Below are 18,797 nucleotides of genomic sequence, written 5' to 3' on the forward strand. Positions count from 1 at the left end.
TGCGGTGGGAGGCCGTGCGGCGGGAGGGGCGCGCCCGTACGCGTACGTCCGGCTGCGGCGGCGGCCCCGTCCCTCGACGCATCCCTCCGCGGGCCCGACTTACGCCCGCCCTTCGGGCCGGCCCACGCCGCCTGTCTCCGGTACACACCGGCCGGCGGCGGGCGCCGACTCCGAGGCGGCGGGCGGCACATGACGGTGCGGAGCGCGTACGCCTAGCCGGCGGGCCGCCCCGCCGTGAACCGGAAACCCGTGACCAGCTCCGGGCTGATGCGCAGTGTGCCCGCCGTGGGCTGCGGCGCCCAGTGCCGCAACAGGGGCTCGTAGCGCCGCAGTTCCGCCGGATCCTCGACGCGGTGCACATAGCCGGTGACGACGACGCTCCAGCCGAGGTGGTGATCCGGGTCGATCGCGTCCGCCTCATAGGCCACGACCGTCCCCGTACCGTCGGACGACGGCGCCACGGCGGCCAGCGCGGCGCCGTCGCCGAGCCGGAAGACGATGTCGTCGCCGTCCAGGACATGGTGGACGGGACAGACCGCCGGCAGCGCACGCCGGGTGAAGAACAGCCGCCCCAGAGAGACGGAGGTCAGCAGCCGCAGCCCCTCTCCGCGCTCCAGCGGCCAGGTGTACCGGGCCGCCTCCGCCCGGCCCGTGCCCTGCGGCGGCCGCCCGGTTCTCTCAGTCATCATCCACAACCTTCTTGCTCAACTGCCGGACTCCCGTCCGGCGCTCAGCGTCCTCCCCGGACCGGCTCGCACACCAGGGCCGAACGGCCTTGCCCGCACGGCCCGTTCCACCCCTTTCCGGGCATACGGGCCGGTCCGTACGGGACAGGGAGGCTGGTGCGGACAGGGACCACGGAACGCCCACGCGCAGGGCGCCGGAGCCCCGGTCCGGGACATGGGGCGCACTGCCGCACTGGTCCCCGGGCCCGGTCGGAGGGACCATGGACCAGGTATTCAGGGGTGCTCGGGAGGCGGGTGGGGACTGTGGACGACACGGGACGGCGGACGACGGACGGCGAGCGCGGCGGGGCCGACGGGGAGGAACCCGTCGGCGTCTTCCTGCTCGACGACCACGAGGTGGTACGCCGCGGCGTACGCGAACTCCTCGACGAGGAGCCGGACTTGACGGTCGTCGGCGAGGCCGCGACGGCCGCGCAGGCGCTCGTCCGCATTCCCGCGCTGCGCCCGCGCGTTGCCGTGCTCGACGTACGGCTGCCGGACGGCGACGGTGTGAGCGTCTGCCGCGAACTGCGGTCGCGCATGCCGGAGTTGGCCTGCCTCATGCTGACCTCGTTCGACGACGAGGAGGCTCTGCTCGACGCGGTGATGGCCGGGGCGTCCGGCTATGTGCTCAAGCAGATAAGCGGTACCGACCTGGTGACCGCCGTACGGACCGTGGCCTCCGGGCAGTCCATGCTCGACCCCGGCGCCACCACGCGCCTCATGGCCCGGCTGCGCAGCGGCCCGGACACCGGGACGGCCGACTCTGAGCTGCCCGAACTCACCGAGCGCGAGCAGCAGATCCTCGCCCTGGTGGGCGAGGGCCTGACCAACCGCGAGATCGGCAAGCGGCTCTATCTGGCCGAGAAGACCGTCAAGAACAACGTCTCGCGGCTGCTGGCCAAGCTCGGCGTGGAGCGCCGGGTGCAGGCGGCGGTGCTCGCCACCAAGCCCCCTGCCGGACGGGACCGGGAGCGCCGCGCTCCACGCTGAGCACCCCCACTCCCACTCCCCCGCCGCCGTACCGCCGCGCCCGTGCGCGCCGCGCCGGCCGTCAGCCGTGCGGGACCACCGCGACCGGGCAGTGCGCGTGGTGGAGGCAGGCGTGGGCGACGGACCCGATGCGGCTTCCGATCGGTGCCCGCCTCGCACGGCGCCCGACCACGAGCAGTTCCGCGCCCTCGGCCGCCTCGAGCAGCACCTGCCCCGGGCTGCCCGTCTCGACCTGCTCGACGACCGGCACCTCGGGGTAGCGCGCACGCCAGGGGGCAAGGGCCTCCTCCAGCGCCTCCTTCTCGTACGGCTCCAACCCACCGGCCTCGTCGACGAGTTGGAGGGAGGCGGCACCGGCGGCGAAGACCGGCGGCAGCGTCCAGGCCCGTACGGCACGCACCGTGGCGTCCCGCGCGGCGGCGGCCTCGAAGGCGAACTTCAGTACCGTACCGCTGAGTTGGGCCCCGCCCTGCTGGCCGACGACGACCTCCCGCCGTACGGGCGCCTCGGTACGGGCACGCACCGCGACCACCGGACGGGTGGCCGCGCCGATGACCTGCTGTCCGCAGGAGCCGAGCAGGTAGCCCATCAACGCGCCGTATCCGCGGGAGCCCAGGACCAGCATCTCGGAGCGCTCGGCGGCCCTCAGCAGTGCGGGCACCGCCGTCTCGCTCACCGCCTCCGCCGTGAACCGTACGGCGGGATAACGGTCGCCGAGGTCCTTCTCCGCGAGCTGCAACAGCCCCTCCGCGGCCCGCCGGCGGCCGTCCGGATCCTGGGCGACGGGCACATCCACGGGCTGCCACATCCAGGCGTGCAGCAGACGGACGGGCAGCCCGCGGCGCTCCGCCTCCTCGGCGGCCCACCCGGCCGCGGCCATGCTCTCCTGCGAACCGTCCACCCCGACGACCATCGCGCGTTCCATGACGACGCCTTCCCGAGCTGTAGTTGGTGTGTGCGTTCCGGTGCCGGTGCCTGTCTCCCGTACGCGCCGGGCTCCGCGTCCTCAGCCTTCCGGCCGCGCCCGCCTCGGGGTGAGGGCCGATGGGCCCTGTGTGCGGAGCCGTTCGGCCTCGTCGCGGGCGCATACGGGAGGGGCCCAACGGGCCCCGTACGGCGGGACGTTCAGCCCACCGTCGAGGGCCGCTTGCCACCGGCGGAACGACCCCTCGCCGGGCGATATTCGAAGCGCACCAACCGTTCGAAGCGCACCAACTGTTCGCAGCACACCAACCGTTCGCAGCACTCCGGCCGTTCGAGACGCACCACCGGTACACGGCACACCGGCCGGACGCACGCCGTTCCCCGCCCGTCGAAGGGATGAGCCGTCATGGCCGTTCACCAGCCCGCACACCCGCGGACCTCGCGTCCGTGGCGCAAGCACCGGACCCAGAGCGCACAGGAGTCCGCCGAGTCCGCCGTCGTCACCACCGCAGCCGAGAGGACCTTCGCCGTGGTGCGTGTGGCCGTCGGCGCGGTGTTCCTGTGGGCGTTCGCCGACAAGCTCTTCGGCTGGGGCTACGCCACCCCGGCCGGCAAGGGCTGGATCGACGGCGGTTCGCCGACGAAGGGCTTCCTGTCCGGAGTCGCCGCCGGGCCGCTGGAGTCCACCTTCCACTCGTGGGCCGGAGCGGCCTGGGCGGACTGGCTGTTCATGCTCGGGCTCCTGGGCATCGGCGCCGCCCTCGTGGCGGGCGTCGCACTGCGGCTCACCGCCGTGGCCGGCTCGCTGATGATGGTGCTGATGTGGGCGGCCGAGTGGCCGCCTGCCACACAGCTCTCGGACGGGTCGCCCAGCATGTCCACCAACCCGGTCCTGGACTACCACCTCGTCTACGCCCTGGTCCTGATCGCCCTCGCCGTCGCCCGCGCCGACCGCCCCTGGGGCCTGGGCCGCATCTGGGAGCGGCTGCCGTTCGTCGCCCGCAACCGCTGGCTGCTGTGATCTGCCGGATCGCCGCCGAGGGGGCCGGGACGCCGCTGGTGTCCCGGCCCCCTCGCAACTCCCGCGCGCTGCGGGCCGGTTGGTACATCGAGGGCCCTGCCCCGGTGCGTACGCCCGGAGTTGACGTCCCGAGCCCGTACGTCCGCAGCCGTACGTCCACGTAGTACGGGCTGACAGCATTGCTTCGCGCACAACAGACCGGCGGTGGCGTCCCGCAGCAGTCGACGCCACCCCGAGACGGGAGACACCGCAGCATGAACAGCACACCGGCCGCCGTCGCGAGCGCCCTCACCTTCGTCTGGCTCGGGATGGTGCTGGGGATCTCCTTTCTGGAGGCCCCGCTGAAGTTCCGTGCCCCGGGCGTCACGATCCCCGTCGGGCTGGGCATCGGCCGGATCGTCTTCCGTGCGCTCAACATCGCCGAGACCGTGCTCGTGCTGGCCGTGGTCGCCCTCGTCGCGACGGGCACGCCCACCACGTCCGTCGTCGTCCCCGTCACCGTCACGGCGCTCGTACTGGCCGTCCAACTCGCCGTCGTACGCCCGCGGTTGAACCGCCGCTCGGACGCGGTGCTCGCCGGTGAGGACCCCGCGCTCCGCCGTTCCCGTGCTCACCTGTACTACGTCGCCCTGGAGACCGTGAAAGTGCTGTCGCTGATCGCCCTGGGGTGCGCGCTCCTGTCCGCGTGAGCCGTCCCGCGAGGGTCCCCCGCGGACCCTCGTCCGAGCCCTGGCGGGGGACGCGCAAGCCCGTCGGCGGGTTGACGAACGCCGCCCCCGCGGACCGGCCCGCAGACCCACCGCCACCCGCCCTGACCTGCTCCTCAAGCCCCGGCCGAACAGCGCCGCGCAGCATGACACCGGTGCAATTCACGCCAACAGAGCCCTGCGCGTGGTCCGGAATCCGTCGCCGTTGTCTATTGGTCGAGGCGAACGCAGTGCCACCACGCGTCTCGCACATCACATCGGGCAGCAGCACGAAGGGGACCGCGGAATGCAGGATCACAGGGCGGTCGCTGTCGCCGCACTCACGGCACTCGCCATCACTCTCAGTGCATGTGCGAACAGCGACGGCGGAGGACGCGGCATACAGTTCGCCGCGTCGGCGGTCTTCGACCGCACCGGCCCGCTCCATGTGGAGACGACGGCGGCCCGGTGCGGTGACGGTCCCGTGTGACGGCCGCCCCGTACCGTACGGCCGGGCCTCGGTCCGGCCCCGGGAAGATCGTGGGGACGGGGGAATGCCGTGCCGGTACGCGCAGTTGCACCCCGGTATGAAGGCAGTCGGTGTGCACGAGTTCGGCGGTCCGGAAGCGCTGCGGGTCCTGGAGTTGCCCGAACCGCAGGCGGGTCCGGGCGAGGTCCGCATCCGCGTCCACGCGGCGGCGGTGAACCCGACCGACGTCATGCTGCGCACCGGCGCCCACGCCGTACGCATGGCGGACCGGCAGCCCCCGTTCGTACCGGGCATGGACGCCGCGGGCGTCGTCGACCAGCTCGGCCCCGGTACGGGCGACCGGCTCGCCGTGGGCCAACGGGTCGTCGCCATGGTGCTGTTCAGCGGTCCGCACGGCGGGGCGTACGCGGAGCAGATCGTGGTGCCCGCGGCCTCCGTGGTGCCGGCGCCCGAGGGGGCGGACTTCCCCGCCGCGTCCACCCTGCTGATGAACGCCATGACGGCACGCCTCGCCCTGGACGCGCTGGCGCTGCCGCGGGGCGGCACCGTCGCGGTGACGGGCGCGGCCGGGGCCGTCGGCGGGTACGCGGTCGAACTGGCCGCGGCCGACGGGCTGACCGTGATCGCGGACGCCGCCCCGCACGACACCGGCCGGGTACGCGGATTCGGCGCCCACCACGTCGTCGAACGCGGCCCCGACGTCGCCGCTCACATCCGCGAGGTGGCGCCCGGCGGGGTCCCCGGCCTCGTGGACGCGTCGATGCAGACCACCGAGACGGTGCCCGCGCTCGCCGACGGCGGACGCCTGGCCGAACTCCGCGGCTGGTCCGGCCCGGCCGACCGCGGCATCCATGTGATCCCGGTGATGGTGTCGGACGCCGTCGCGGACACCGAGCGCCTGAACACGCTCTGCCGCCAGGCCGAGTCCGGCACCCTGACACTGCACGTCGCGGACGTACTGCCCCCCGAGGAGGCCCCCCGCGCCCACCGCCTCCTGGAGGCCGGCGGCGTACGCGGCCGCCTGGTGCTGGACTTCTCCCCGACTCCCTAGAGCGACGGCCCTGTTGGAGGCCGGAACGGTCGCCGCATGCGCTCCCCCGCGAGCGGCTCCGCTACACGTTGAACCTGAACTCCACCACGTCCCCGTCCCGCATCACGTAGTCCTTGCCCTCCATGCGGGCCTTGCCCTTCGCGCGGGCCTCGGCGACCGAGCCGGCCGCGACCAGTTCGTCGAAGGAGATGACCTCCGCCTTGATGAAGCCGCGCTGGAAGTCGGTGTGGATGACGCCCGCGGCCTCCGGAGCGGTCGCGCCCTTCTTGATCGTCCAGGCGCGGGACTCCTTCGGACCCGCCGTGAGATAGGTCTGCAACCCCAGCGTGCGGAAGCCGACATGGGCGAGGGTGGCGAGGCCGGGCTCCTCCTGGCCGACGGTCTGGAGGAGTTCCAGGGCCTCCTCCTCGTCGAGTTCGGCCAGGTCGGCCTCCAGCTTGGCGTTGAGGAAGACGGCCTCGGCGGGCGCGACGAGCGCGCGCTGGCCCTCCTTGAACTCCTCGTCCGTCAGCTCCTCCTCGTCCACGTTGAAGACGTAGATGAAGGGCTTCGTCGTCAGCAGATGCAGATCGTGCAGCGGCGCCGCGGCCTCGCTGCCCTGCGCGAGCCCGGCGGAGAAGAGCGTGCGGCCCTGTTCGAGGATGTCCTTGGCCTCCTGGACGGCCTTGACCTCGGCCTGCCGGTCCTTCTTGACCCGGGCCTCCTTCTCCAGCCGGGGAAGGACCTTCTCGATGGTCTGGAGGTCGGCGAGGATCAGCTCGGTGTTGATCGTCTCGATGTCGTCCTTGGGCGAGATCTTGCCGTCGACGTGGACGACGTTGTCGTCCTGGAACGCGCGGATGACCTGGCAGATGGCGTCCGACTCACGGATGTTGGCGAGGAACTTGTTGCCCAGGCCCTCGCCCTCGCTCGCGCCGCGCACGATGCCGGCGATGTCGACGAAGTCGACGGTCGCGGGCAGCACCTTCTCGGAGCCGAACAGCTCGGCCAGCGTGCCCAGACGGGGGTCGGGGACGCCGACCACACCGACGTTCGGCTCGATCGTGGCGAACGGATAGTTCGCCGCCAGCACCTCGTTCTTCGTCAGGGCATTGAACAGGGTCGACTTGCCGACGTTCGGCAGGCCGACGATTCCGATCGTGAGCGACACGTGGCGACTTCCCGTAGCGAGATCTGGCGGGCGGAGGATGTGGAGCATGCGGGCCGGGTCCGGCCGGTCCACCAGTCTACGGGCTCGAACTGACGGCCAATGCGTGTCCGTACGCGGTGAACAGCGGTGACGCGGCCTACGTTGGTGCGGTGGAACAGCAGCACAGCGCTCATACGGGTGGGAAAGACCCCGGTCAGGGGCCGGGGCAGGGGCAGGAGACGGGGAAGGAACAGAGGTACTCGTCGAACGGGGAGGACCGGCGGCGGCCCTCGCGGGGACCGCAGCAGCACCCCCCGAAAGCGGACGCCTCACCGGCGGGACCGGCCGGCGGCCCCTCGCACGGCCCCGCTTCCAAGGCGGCGTCTGCCAAGGCGGTGTCTTCCAAGGCGGTGTCCGGCGGTGCCTCTTCCCGCGAGGCCCGTGAGTCCCGCGAGGCCCGCCGCAGAGTCCCCGCCTCCGGCGCCGTACGCCAGGAGGCCGCGGCGCTCTACCAGGCCCAGTTGCGCTTCCCGCTGATCCCCGCGCCGCTCACCGACGTCTTCTCCTGGCTGCCGCGCGCACGTCTCACCGCGCTGGGCTGCGGACTGCTCGGCGTCCTGCTGATGCTGCTGGCGAGCGCCGCCGACAAGTGGCTGCTGGGCGGCTCGCCCGCGCTCTACGGGGGCGCGTTCCTGGTCACGAGCCTGTTCTGCGCGTGCTGGGTGCGGCCGACCGACCTCGTCGCCGCTCCCGTCGCGGTGCCGCTCGCCTTCACCGCGGGACTGTTCCTGCTGAACGACGGGACGCCGGACCAGGCCCTCACCGAACGTGTGACGAACCTCTTCCCCGCGCTCGCCGTCAACGCCGTCTGGCTCTACGCGGGGACGCTGCTCGCGGTGCTGGTCGTCGCGGTGCGGAAGGTCGCGCTGATGGTGCAGCAGTCGCGCGTACGGGCGCTGATGGAGGCGGAGGACGCCGAGGACGAGGCCGCGGAGGCCGAACAGCGCTGAGCGGGCGGTGCGTTGACCGGGCCCGTACGTTCCCGGGGTCCGTCCCCGGAGGCGGTCGGGCCCGGACTGCCGGGCCTTCGCAGGACCGGCCGGCTCAGCCCGACATCCGGGACTTGGCCTCCGCCCGCAGATCTTTCCGCAGCTCCTTCGGCAGGGAGAACTGCATGCGCTCCTCCACGGGCTGCACGATCTCCACGTCCTCCCAGCCGCGTCCGGCCAGCCACTCCAGCACCTCGTCGACCAGGACCTCCGGAACGGACGCACCGGAGGAGAGGCCGACGGTGCGCACGCCGTCGAGCCATGCCTCGTCGATCTCCTCGGCGCTGTCGACCAGGCGGCCGTCACGGGCGCCGTGCGCGATGGCGGTCTCCACCAGGCGCACGGAGTTGGAGGAGTTCCTGGAGCCGACGACCAGCACGAAGTCGGCCTCCTCGGCGACCTGCTTGATGGCCGTCTGGCGGTTCTGCGTGGCGTAGCAGATGTCGTCGCTGGGCGGGGAGAGCAGGTTCGGATAGCGGCCCTTGAGGGCGTCGACGGTCTCCATCGTCTCGTCGACCGACAGCGTGGTCTGCGAGAGCCAGACGACCTTCTCCGGGTCGCGGACCTCGACGTTCTCCACGTCGCTCGGGCCGTCGACGAGGGTGACGTGCTCGGGCGCCTCGCCGCTGGTGCCGATGACCTCCTCGTGGCCCTCGTGCCCGATGAGGAGGATGTCGTAGTCCTCCTTGGCGTAGCGCACGGCCTCCTTGTGGACCTTCGTCACGAGCGGGCACGTGGCGTCGATCGTGGCGAGCTTGCCGCGCTCGGCCTCCTTGTGGACCTCGGGCGCGACGCCGTGCGCGGAGAAGATGACGATCTCGCCCTCGGGGACCTCGGAGGTCTCCTCGACGAAGATCGCGCCCTTCTTCTCCAGCGTCTTCACCACGTATTTGTTGTGGACGATCTCGTGGCGTACGTAGACGGGGGCGCCGTACTGCTCCAGCGCCTGCTCGACGGCGATGACGGCGCGGTCGACGCCCGCGCAGTAACCGCGGGGGGCGGCCAGCAGGACTCGGCGGCGGTCGGTGTCGGGGACGTCGGCAGCGGACGGGCGGGAGGGCGTTGCAGACATGGCTCCATCGTAAGGGCGGTGGGCGCGGGCGCCGCCCGGGCGCGAAGCGGCGATGCCGCCGGTCCGCGCACACGGCACCGGTGTCGGCGGTGCCCGTTAGGGTCCTCGTATGGCTCTCGTCACCTCCCCCGAAGCTCCGGTTCCGGTCGGTGAGATCTCCCGGCTGATCGGCGGCTGGATCGACCGGCTCGGCGCGGTGTGGGTCGAGGGGCAGATCATCCAGCTCTCGCCCAGGCCCGGCGCCGGCATGGCGTTCCTGACCCTGCGGGACCCGTCGCAGGACGTCTCCATCAGCGTCACCTGCTTCCGCGACGTCTTCGACAGGGTGAAGGACGTCGTCTCCGAGGGCGCACGGGTCGTCGTGCACGCCAAGCCCGTCTGGTACGGGCGGGCGGGCACGCTCTCGCTGCGGGCCGCCGACATCAGGCCCGTCGGGATCGGCGAACTGCTCGCGCGGCTGGAGCGGCTGCGCAAGTCCCTTGCCGCGGAAGGGCTGTTCGCGGAGGACCGCAAGCGTCCGCTGCCCTTTCTGCCGCAGCGTGTGGGCCTCGTCACGGGCCGCGCCTCGGACGCCGAGCGGGACGTGCTGCACACGGCACGCGAGCGGTGGCCCGCCGTCCGCTTCGAGGTGCGGCACACGGCGGTCCAGGGCGTACGGGCGGTGCCGCAGCTCGTCGAGGCCGTACGGGAGCTGGACGCGCACCCGGAGGTCGACGTGATCATCGTCACCCGGGGCGGCGGCAGCATGGAGGACCTGCTGCCCTTCTCCGACGAGCAGTTGGTGCGCACCGCCGCCGGGTGCCGTACGCCGCTGGTCTCGGCCATCGGGCACGAGGCGGACGCGCCGCTGCTCGACCTCGTCGCCGATCTGCGCTCCCGTACGCCGACCCACGCGGCGAAGGACGTCGTGCCGGACGTGGGCGAGGAGCACGAGCGCGTACGGGAGTTGAGGGCCCGCGCCTTCCGTGTGATCAACGCCTTCATCGACCGGGAGGAGCGGGGGCTCGCGGACGTCATGAGCCGCCCGGCGATGGCCGATCCGCACGCGATGACGGACGAGCGCGCGGAGGAGATCCGCTTTCTGCTGGAGCGCGCCCGGCGCACCCTCGGGCACCGGCTGGACCGCGCGGAGGACGAGCTGCGGCACACCCGCGCCCGCGTCGTCGCGCTCTCCCCGGCGGCGACGCTCCAGCGCGGTTACGCGGTGCTCCAGCGCGAGGACGGCGGCGTGATCAGGTCGCCGGAGGAGACCTCGGAGGGGGAGAAGCTGCGGGCCAGGGTCGCGGACGGGGAGTTCGGCGTCACCGTCGGACCGGACGCTTAGGGTTGCCGTATGACCTCGGACACGGAGACGGAATCGGGCGTGGAGACGGACCGGGAGCAGGCGCGCTCCGCGCTCAGCTATGAGCAGGCCCGGGGCGAACTGGTACGTGTGGTCCAGCAGTTGGAGGCGGGCGGCGCCACGCTGGAGGAGTCGCTCGCGCTGTGGGAGCGCGGCGAGGAGCTGGCCCGTGTCTGCCGCGAGTGGCTGGAGGGCGCCCGCGCCCGGCTGGACGCCGTGCTGGAGGCGGAGGCCGAGGCGGGCGACGACGCGGATCCGGAAGGGTCCGGCCAGACCCGTACGGGCGGTAGCGGCACGGGCGGCGCACAGGCCGATGCGGAGGGCGACGAGGACGACTGATATGCAGCGCTGACAGGCCCGTGCGCCGGGAGCGGAAGATTACGCGGGGTCCGCTTGTTGGGGGAGGACGCAAGAGGTCCACGCCTACCGTGGACCGCCCTCGGACACCACAGCGCAAAGGCCAGGCATCCCCACATGACTCTCGCCCTCGAACAGACCGCCCAGGACCTGCTCTTCCACGACGCGCACACCGCGTACACCTTCTCCGACGAACCGGTGAGCGACGAGCAGATACAGGCGGTGTACGACCTGGTGAAGCTCGCACCGACGGCCTTCAACCAGAGCCCCCTCCGCATCACGCTCGTCCGCTCCCCCGAAGCACGCGCCCGCCTCGTCGAGCACATGGCGGAGGGGAACAAGCCCAAGACGTCCACGGCGCCGGTGACCGCGGTGCTCTCCGTGGACCTCGAATTCCACGAGCGGCTGCCCGAGTTGCTGCCGCACGCCCCCGGGCTCAAGGACAAGTACTTCGCGGAGGCGGACAGGCGCGAGACCTCCGGCACCTTCAACGCCACGCTCCAGGCGGGCTACTTCATCCTCGGGGTACGCGCGGCCGGGCTCGCCGCGGGGCCGATGAGCGGCTTCGACAAGGACGGCGTGGACAAGGAGTTCTTCGGCGACGGCAAGCAGAAGTCGCTGCTCGTGGTGAACATCGGCAGGCCGGGCGAGGAAGCGTACAAGCCGCGCTCGCCGCGCCTGGCCTACGAGGACGCGGTCACGATCGTCTGACCGGGACGACGGCGACGGAGGAACCGCGGTGCGGCGGGGGCCTGTTCAGCCCTCGCCGCCGCCGCTTCCGCCGGTCTTCCCGCCTGTGCTTGCGCCGGTGCTTCCGTCGGGGCGGAGGGCCTCCGCCATCTTCTCCAGTTGGGCGAAGGAGGCGGTGCCGGTCACGACGGTCGTGTACGGGCGGTGCCGGGCCTCGTCGCTGGCGCCGCGCTCTCCGCGGCCCTTGCCCTCCGCGCTCTGCTCCGCCGCGGTGGCCGTCCGTACGAGCGCGTCGTACTTCCCGCCCTCGTACCGCGTCCACTCCTCGCCGCGCACCCGTACCGTCTGCGACGTCTTGCGCGCACCCTGGGTGACGGACTCGACGTACTTCGCGGGGCGCTGCTCGTCGCTCTGCTCCACCGCCGCGTACTCGGTGTCGGGCGTGACGAAGCCCAGATGCCAGGCGTGGCCCTCGGTGTGCTCAGTGCCCTGGGACGCGTAACGCACCGATGTGGCACGCCACTTGGCCGGAAGGCCCACGGGCGCCAGCACCGGGTAGGGCGCGGCGCGGCGGGCCGATTCCAGCTCGACCTTGTAGCCGACGGGTTTGACCGGGTCCACGCTCTCGTCGTGCGGGACGAAGAGGTAGATCACGAACGCCGCCAGCAGGACCACGGCGAGCGAGGGGACCATGCCCCGCACCGTCCCGCCGCCCCGCCGCCTGCCCGGCTGCTCTGCTTCTGCTGCCACGCCTCCATCGTCGCTCATGGCCCGTGCGGCACGGGCCGCGGGTGGGTCCGCGGCGGCGACTCCCGTACGGAGCCGGTCCGTTACCGCACCGCTCCGTGATCGACGGTAGGACCACGGCAGCCAGGACCCGGCGCCGGGCGCTCATCCGTGGGGCCCTCTGCTCACTCTGGCGGATGCTGGGTACCCTCGAAGCACCCTCTGTAGCCCGGCAGCCGTCACAGCCGAGCAGAAAGGTGTCCCCGATGACTGATCATCAGCACCTCCCCGGCCCGCTCGACGTAAGCCCCGAGGCCCCCGACCGCAACCTCGCCCTCGAACTCGTACGTGTCACCGAGGCCGGTGCGATGGCGACCGGCCGCTGGGTGGGACGCGGCGACAAGAACGGGGCGGACGGCGCGGCCGTGAAGGCGATGCGCCACCTCGTCTCGACGGTCTCGATGAACGGGGTCGTCGTCATCGGCGAGGGCGAGAAGGACGAGGCGCCGATGCTCTACAACGGGGAGCGCGTCGGCGACGGCACGGGCGCCGAGTGCGACGTGGCCGTGGACCCGGTGGACGGTACGACGCTCACCGCCAAGGGCATGTCCAACGCAGTGTCGGTCCTCGCGGTCGCCGAGCGCGGCACGATGTTCGACCCGAGCGCGGTCTTCTACATGGACAAGCTCGTCACGGGGCCGGACGCCGCGGAGTTCGTCGACATCACGGCGCCGCCGGCCGTCAACGTGCGCCGCGTCGCCAAGGCGAAGGGCTGCACGCCCGACGATGTGACGGTCGTCGTCCTCGACCGTCCGCGGCACGAGTCGTTGGTCAAGGAGCTGCGCGAGGCCGGTGCCCGCATCAAGTTCATCTCGGACGGCGACGTCGCGGGCGCGATCATGGCCGTACGCGAGGGCACCGGGGTCGATCTGCTGCTGGGCGTCGGCGGCACCCCGGAGGGCATCATCGCGGCCTGCGCGATCAAGTGCCTCGGCGGGACGATCCAGGGCATGCTCTGGCCGAAGGACGAGGAGGAGAAGAAGCGCGCGCTCGACGCCGGTCACGATCTGGGCCGGGTGCTGCACACCGAGGACCTGGTCAGCGGGGAGAACGTCTTCTTCGTCGCCACCGGCATCACCGACGGCGAACTGCTGCGCGGCGTGCACTACCGGGGCGAGCGGGCCTTCACCGAGTCACTGGTGATGCGCTCGAAGTCCGGCACGATCCGCATGATCGACTCGACGCACAAGCTCTCCAAGCTGCGCGCCTACAGCGCCGTGGACTTCGACCGGGCCCGCTAGACGCGGACGTCCGGGACGTACGGGACGTACGGCCGGTCCGGGGGACGGAGCGCGAATCCGTCCCCTGGGCGCTGCCGTCGAGCACCGTCGTCGGGCGCCGACGCCACCGCTCGTACGGGCTGGAACCGGCGGGCTGGGAGCCTCCCGGCCTCCGCCGCCCGCAACGCTCAGGCGATGCGCGAGACCTGCCCGGCCTCGCCCGCCGCCGCGGCGGCCTCCCGGCGGCGCCGTCTGGCCAGCACGACCCGGCGCTCGGCGGCCGTCAGCCCGCCCCACACTCCGTACGGCTCGGGCAGCAGCAGCGCGTGCTCGCGGCACTCGACCATCACCGGACAGCGGGCGCAGACCCGCTTCGCCGCCTGCTCGCGCGAGAGCCTGGCCGCCGTGGGCTCCTTCGACGGGGCAAAGAAGAGTCCCGCCTCATCCCGGCGGCAGACCGCCTCCGAGTGCCAGGGACCGTCCTCGTCCTCACGCGCGGACGCCCGCGGCGCGGGGAGGGAGGCGGCAGCCTGAAGGGACTGATGCGGCGGTTGCAGCACGGTCTACTCCTGACGGGACGATGGGGGGCACCTTCACCCGACTTGCTGCGCACGGCAGTTCGCGCTGCCGCCGTACGTGGAACGATGCCCAGGCTCTACCCGCTGTGTGCACCGGTATGCATACCGTAGGAATGCGGGCGGACTCTCCGGACCGGTCCGCCGCCGGTCACCGGAGGGTCAACTTCCGCCCCGCCGGGCGCAGTTCGCAGCCCTGCCGGACCCCGATCGAAGCCCGCGCAGAGCCCGGTCGAAATCTGTCCCGGGCTCGATCCGGACCCGATCCGGACCCGATCCGGACCCGTCCGAACCCCGGTCCGTGCCGGGCCCGTTCAGAGCTCCTTGCGCCAGCGGTCGCGCAGATCCCGCAGCCGCTTCCCGATCTTCGGCTTCGCCTCGACGCCGCCGAAGACCGCGGCGCCCTCGACGAGGACGACCGGGGCGTCCGGGTCCTCGGACTCCGCGGTGTGCACGTCGAAGCCGCCGAAGATCCCGGCGCCCTTCTGCCGGAGCGTGACGTTCTCCGGTACGCGGATCTCGATGCCGCCGAAGACCGCGGTCGCGTTGATCTGGAGGTGCTGCCGCTCGAACACCGCGTCGGTCAGGTCGATTTCGATGCCGCCGAAGCAGGCGACGGCGTTGATCTTCGCCGGCACCCGGAAGCGGCCCTTGCGTGCGCTGCCGCTGAAGATCGCGACCAGGTTGTCCTTCGAGTACGCGCCGTGCGGCTCGGACTCCGGCGGCAGCGGCCGCTGTTCGGCGTACGGCGCGGGACGCGGCTCCGCGGCGCCCTGCCGCTGTTCGGGCCCGACGGGCAAGTCCCGTACGAGCGGCTCCAGTTCGGCGCGGGTCTTGGCCCGGTAGACGGCGTCGACGCGCTCCGAGTGCTCCTCGGCGTCCAGACGTCCTTCCGCCAGGGCCTCCCGGAGGATGTCGGCGATCCGGTCGCGGTCGGCGTCCGAGGCGCGTACGGAGACGGCGGACGCCTCGGCGTCCTTGACCGCGGGCCTGGTCTCCGGGCCTGTCCGGGGCTTCTTCTCGAGCGGGGAGTCAGTCACAGGGGCAGCGTACCCAAACGCGATAGATCGCGACTAGCCCGGCAGCCGCATCGATGCGGGCCGGTGACCCGCGGACCCCCGCCCGCCGCACCCCCGGGCCCAGGCCGGCCAACTGCCGTACGCGACCGCCCGGTTCCTCCCCGTTACTGAGGCTCGCCTCACCCGGCCTCCGCGGGCACGGCCGCTCTACGCTGAGGGGCGCGCTGTCCCCAGCCGAGAGCAGTTCGAGCCGTACGAGAGGAACACCCGCCGATGGCCGCCAGCCCGTCCCGACCCGACTTCACGTACACCGACCTGCTCCCGCTGGGCGAGGACACCACCCCCTACCGCCTCGTGACCTCCGAGGGCGTCCGCACCTTCGAGGCCGACGGACGCACCTTCCTCCAGGTGGAGCCGGAGGCTCTGGCCACCCTGGCCGCCGAGGCGATGCACGACATCTCGCACTATCTGCGGCCCGAGCACCTCACGCAGCTCCGCCGCATCCTCGACGACCCGGAGGCGAGCGCCAACGACCGCTTCGTCGCGCTCGATCTGCTGAAGAACGCGAACATCGCGGCGGCGGGCGTGCTGCCCATGTGCCAGGACACCGGTACGGCGATCGTGATGGGCAAGCGCGGGCAGCAGGTCCTCACCGGCGGCGGCGACGAGGAGGCGCTCTCGCGCGGCATCTACGACGCCTACACGAAGCTCAATCTGCGCTATTCGCAGATGGCGCCGCTGACCATGTGGGACGAGAAGAACACCGGCACGAACCTGCCCGCGCAGATCGAGCTGTACGCGACGGACGGCGACGCCTACAAGTTCCTCTTCATGGCCAAGGGCGGCGGCAGCGCCAACAAGTCCTTCCTCTTCCAGGAGACGAAGGCCGTCCTCAACGAGGCGAGCATGATGAAGTTCCTTGAGGAGAAGATCCGTTCGCTCGGCACGGCCGCCTGCCCGCCGTACCATCTGGCGATCGTCGTGGGCGGCACGAGCGCCGAGTACGCGCTGAAGACCGCCAAGTACGCCTCGGCGCACTATCTGGACGAGCTGCCCGCCGAGGGCTCGCCCGCCGGGCACGGCTTCCGCGACAAGGAGCTGGAGCAGCAGGTCTTCGAACTGACGCAGAAGATCGGCATCGGCGCGCAGTTCGGCGGCAAGTACTTCTGCCACGACGTACGGGTGGTGCGGCTGCCGCGGCACGGTGCCTCCTGTCCCGTCGCCGTCGCGGTCTCCTGCTCGGCGGACCGCCAGGCCAAGGCGAAGATCACCACCGAGGGCGTCTTCCTGGAGCAGTTGGAGACCGACCCGGCGCGCTTCCTGCCCGAGACGACGGAGGAACAGCTCACCGAGGGCGCCGGCGCGGACCATGACGACGCGGTACGGATCGACCTCGGCCGTCCCATGCCGGAGATCCTCGCCGAGCTGTCCCGGCACCCCGTCAAGACCCGGCTCTCGCTGACCGGCACGCTCGTCGTCGCCCGCGACATCGCACACGCCAAGATCAAGGAACGCCTCGACGCGGGCGAGGAGATGCCGCAGTACCTCAAGGACCACCCCGTGTACTACGCGGGCCCGGCCAAGACGCCCGAGGGCTACGCGTCCGGTTCCTTCGGGCCCACGACGGCGGGGCGGATGGACGCCTACGTGGCGCAGTTCCAGGCCGCCGGGGGCTCGATGGTCATGCTGGCGAAGGGCAACCGCAGCCCGCAGGTGACCGAGGCGTGCGCGACGTACGGCGGTTTCTATCTGGGCTCGATCGGCGGTCCGGCGGCGCGGCTCGCACAGGACTGCATCAAGAAGGTCGAGGTCCTGGAGTACGAGGAGCTGGGCATGGAGGCGGTCTGGCGGATCGAGGTGGAGGACTTCCCGGCGTTCATCGTCATGGACGACAAGGGGAACGACTTCTTCACCGACCCCGGTCCCGCGCAGCCGTTCGTCACGTCGATCCCGGTGCGCAGCGGCTCGTAGCGGCGCGCGTCGGGTCGTCACCGGCTCGCAGCGGCTCGTCGCGGCTCGTTGCAGCGCGTACGGGGCGGGCCGGTGCGACCTCGGCCTCGCGCGCCCACGCGCCCGTCACTGCGCACCGCCTCCCGGGGTACACGGCCCGCACGGGAATGTCCTCGCGCCACGAAGGCGCTGCCCCAGGCGGAGGTGGTGCACGGATGAGCGACAGCGACAGCCGGGAGTACCGGACGGAACACGACTCGATGGGCGAGGTCCGGGTGCCCGCGCACGCCAAGTGGCGGGCGCAGACCCAGCGTGCGGTGGAGAACTTCCCCGTCAGCGGCCGGCGTCTGGAGCGCGCCCACATCGAGGCGCTGGCCCGGATCAAGGCGGCCGCCGCACAGGTCAACGCGGAGCTGGGCGTGCTGGATCCGAAGCTGGCGGACGCGGTGCGGGCCGCGGCGGTCGAGGTCGCCGAGGGGCGCTGGGACGGGGAGTTCCCCGTCGACGTCTTCCAGACCGGCTCCGGCACCTCGTCCAACATGAACATGAACGAGGTCGTCGCGACGCTCGCCGCCGAGCGGCTGGGAGCGCCCGTACACCCCAACGACCATGTGAACGCGAGCCAGTCGTCCAACGACGTCTTCCCCTCCTCGATCCACATCGCCGCGACGGCCGCCGTCACCCGCGACCTCATCCCGGCGCTGGAGGTGCTGGAGACTTCGCTCTCCCGCAAGGCCGCGGAGTTCGCCACGGTCGTGAAGTCCGGACGTACGCACCTCATGGACGCGACGCCCGTGACGCTGGGCCAGGAGTTCGCCGGGTACGCGGCGCAGATCCGCAACGGCGTCGAGCGGCTGCACTCCGCGCTGCCGCGCCTGGCCGAACTACCCCTCGGCGGCACGGCCGTGGGCACCGGCATCAACACACCGCCCGGCTTCGCCGCCGCCGTCATCGAACGGGTCGCCGCGGACTCCGGGCTGCCGCTGACCGAGGCCCGCGACCACTTCGAGGCGCAGGGCGCGCGGGACGCGCTCGTGGAGACCTCCGGCCAGCTCCGTACGGTCGGGGTGAGCCTCACCAAGATCTGCAACGACCTGCGCTGGATGGCCTCCGGGCCGCGCACGGGCCTCGCCGAGATCGCGCTCCCGGACCTCCAGCCGGGCTCGTCGATCATGCCGGGCAAGGTGAACCCGGTGATCCCCGAGGCCGTCCTGATGGTCGCGGCACAGGTCACGGGGAACGACGCGACGATCGCGGCGGCCGGTGCCTCGGGGAACTTCGAACTGAACGTCATGCTGCCGGTGATGGCCGAGAACCTGCTGGAGTCGGTACGGCTGCTGGCCAACGCCGCGCGGCTGCTGGCCGAGCGCACCGTGGACGGCGTCACGGCGAACGCCGAACGCGCCCTGGAGTACGCGGAGTCCTCGCCCTCGGTGGTCACCCCGCTCAACAGGTACATCGGGTACGAGAACGCCGCGGCCGTGGCCAAGAAGGCGCTCGCGGAACGCAAGACCATCCGCGAAGCCGTGCTGGAGGCGGGCCATGTGGAGCGCGGCGACCTGACCCTCGCACAGCTCGACGAGGCGCTCGACGTCCTGCGGATGACCCGCCCGTGACCCGCCCGTGAGCCGTCCGCGCGGCGCTCACGGGGCGCCCGCGGACCCCGCCGGGGCCGTGCCGCGTACGGCCCGTGGCACGAGCCGGGGCTCACGGCGGCG

General features: G+C 72.1%; 18 protein-coding genes. 11 read left to right on the forward strand and 7 right to left on the reverse strand.

The features are described 5' to 3' along the window. Positions 1–212: 212 nt before the first annotated feature. The gene (locus AN218_RS08645; protein ID WP_079131951.1) at positions 213–689 is read right to left on the reverse strand and encodes a pyridoxamine 5'-phosphate oxidase family protein; all 477 of its coding nucleotides are present in this window, start codon (positions 687–689) and stop codon (positions 213–215) included. Positions 690–989: 300 nt separating this feature from the next. Between AN218_RS08645 and AN218_RS08650 the strand changes: the two genes are divergently transcribed. Then, complete coding sequence (locus tag AN218_RS08650; protein ID WP_070016180.1) at positions 990–1,718, forward strand: response regulator; 729 nt, start codon at positions 990–992, stop codon at positions 1,716–1,718. Positions 1,719–1,779: 61 nt separating this feature from the next. Here AN218_RS08650 and AN218_RS08655 read toward each other — a convergent pair whose 3' ends face one another. Then, positions 1,780–2,643 (reverse strand): universal stress protein, encoded by an 864-nt coding sequence (locus AN218_RS08655; RefSeq protein ID WP_070016181.1) that lies wholly within the window; start codon positions 2,641–2,643, stop codon positions 1,780–1,782. Between the two features lie 405 nt (positions 2,644–3,048). Here AN218_RS08655 and AN218_RS08660 point away from each other — a divergent pair, with 405 nt between their 5' ends. From AN218_RS08660 to AN218_RS08675, 3 genes are all read left to right on the forward strand, one after another. After that, positions 3,049–3,663: a DoxX family membrane protein gene (locus tag AN218_RS08660; RefSeq protein WP_070016182.1), complete on the forward strand. Its 615-nt coding sequence runs from the start codon at positions 3,049–3,051 to the stop codon at positions 3,661–3,663. Between the two features lie 254 nt (positions 3,664–3,917). Continuing rightward, the gene (locus AN218_RS08665) at positions 3,918–4,352 is read left to right on the forward strand and encodes a hypothetical protein (RefSeq protein ID WP_070016183.1); all 435 of its coding nucleotides are present in this window, start codon (positions 3,918–3,920) and stop codon (positions 4,350–4,352) included. 584 nt (positions 4,353–4,936) lie between these two features. Then, positions 4,937–5,890, forward strand: a complete 954-nt coding sequence (locus AN218_RS08675) for a quinone oxidoreductase family protein (RefSeq protein ID WP_070016185.1) — start codon at positions 4,937–4,939, stop codon at positions 5,888–5,890. Between the two features lie 61 nt (positions 5,891–5,951). Here AN218_RS08675 and ychF read toward each other — a convergent pair whose 3' ends face one another. Next, a complete protein-coding gene (ychF, locus tag AN218_RS08680; RefSeq protein WP_070016186.1) occupies positions 5,952–7,040 on the reverse strand; it encodes a redox-regulated ATPase YchF in 1,089 nt (362 codons plus the stop codon). Positions 7,041–7,414: 374 nt separating this feature from the next. On the opposite strand from ychF, the gene AN218_RS08685 reads away from it, so the two are divergent. Then, positions 7,415–8,029: a DUF6542 domain-containing protein gene (locus AN218_RS08685; protein ID WP_141747519.1), complete on the forward strand. Its 615-nt coding sequence runs from the start codon at positions 7,415–7,417 to the stop codon at positions 8,027–8,029. A 94-nt stretch (positions 8,030–8,123) separates the two neighbouring features. Here the strand turns inward: AN218_RS08685 and AN218_RS08690 are convergent, their stop codons facing one another. Beyond that, entirely contained in the window at positions 8,124–9,140 is a 1,017-nt protein-coding gene (locus AN218_RS08690) for a 4-hydroxy-3-methylbut-2-enyl diphosphate reductase (RefSeq protein ID WP_070016188.1), read from the reverse strand. 109 nt (positions 9,141–9,249) lie between these two features. On the opposite strand from AN218_RS08690, the gene xseA reads away from it, so the two are divergent. From xseA to AN218_RS08705, 3 genes are all read left to right on the forward strand, one after another. Then, positions 9,250–10,464: an exodeoxyribonuclease VII large subunit gene (gene xseA / locus AN218_RS08695; protein WP_070016189.1), complete on the forward strand. Its 1,215-nt coding sequence runs from the start codon at positions 9,250–9,252 to the stop codon at positions 10,462–10,464. Positions 10,465–10,473: 9 nt separating this feature from the next. After that, positions 10,474–10,821 carry an exodeoxyribonuclease VII small subunit gene (locus AN218_RS08700; protein WP_070016190.1) on the forward strand — a complete coding sequence of 116 codons (348 nt, stop codon included), beginning with the start codon at positions 10,474–10,476 and terminating at the stop codon, positions 10,819–10,821. Between the two features lie 135 nt (positions 10,822–10,956). Further along, complete coding sequence (locus AN218_RS08705; protein WP_070016191.1) at positions 10,957–11,550, forward strand: malonic semialdehyde reductase; 594 nt, start codon at positions 10,957–10,959, stop codon at positions 11,548–11,550. A 45-nt stretch (positions 11,551–11,595) separates the two neighbouring features. Here AN218_RS08705 and AN218_RS08710 read toward each other — a convergent pair whose 3' ends face one another. Further along, on the reverse strand, positions 11,596–12,297 hold the full coding sequence (locus AN218_RS08710; protein WP_079131952.1) for a DUF4245 domain-containing protein: 702 nt from the start codon (positions 12,295–12,297) through the stop codon (positions 11,596–11,598). Positions 12,298–12,521: 224 nt separating this feature from the next. Between AN218_RS08710 and glpX the strand changes: the two genes are divergently transcribed. After that, on the forward strand, positions 12,522–13,556 hold the full coding sequence (gene glpX / locus AN218_RS08715; RefSeq protein ID WP_070016193.1) for a class II fructose-bisphosphatase: 1,035 nt from the start codon (positions 12,522–12,524) through the stop codon (positions 13,554–13,556). A 167-nt stretch (positions 13,557–13,723) separates the two neighbouring features. Here the strand turns inward: glpX and AN218_RS08720 are convergent, their stop codons facing one another. Further along, positions 13,724–14,095, reverse strand: coding sequence for a WhiB family transcriptional regulator (locus tag AN218_RS08720; RefSeq protein ID WP_070016194.1), 372 nt, complete (start codon positions 14,093–14,095; stop codon positions 13,724–13,726). 329 nt (positions 14,096–14,424) lie between these two features. Continuing rightward, the gene (locus AN218_RS08725) at positions 14,425–15,150 is read right to left on the reverse strand and encodes a DUF1707 SHOCT-like domain-containing protein (protein ID WP_070016195.1); all 726 of its coding nucleotides are present in this window, start codon (positions 15,148–15,150) and stop codon (positions 14,425–14,427) included. A 252-nt stretch (positions 15,151–15,402) separates the two neighbouring features. Here AN218_RS08725 and AN218_RS08730 point away from each other — a divergent pair, with 252 nt between their 5' ends. Both AN218_RS08730 and AN218_RS08735 read left to right on the forward strand, forming a co-directional pair. Next, positions 15,403–17,100: a fumarate hydratase gene (locus AN218_RS08730; protein ID WP_070016196.1), complete on the forward strand. Its 1,698-nt coding sequence runs from the start codon at positions 15,403–15,405 to the stop codon at positions 17,098–17,100. Between the two features lie 194 nt (positions 17,101–17,294). Next, the gene (locus AN218_RS08735; protein ID WP_070016197.1) at positions 17,295–18,695 is read left to right on the forward strand and encodes a class II fumarate hydratase; all 1,401 of its coding nucleotides are present in this window, start codon (positions 17,295–17,297) and stop codon (positions 18,693–18,695) included. Positions 18,696–18,797 lie beyond the last annotated feature (102 nt).

Origin of the sequence: Streptomyces nanshensis (genome assembly GCF_001751255.1) — a bacterium.
In the GTDB taxonomy this organism is placed as follows: Bacteria; Actinomycetota; Actinomycetes; order Streptomycetales; family Streptomycetaceae; genus Streptomyces; species Streptomyces nanshensis_A.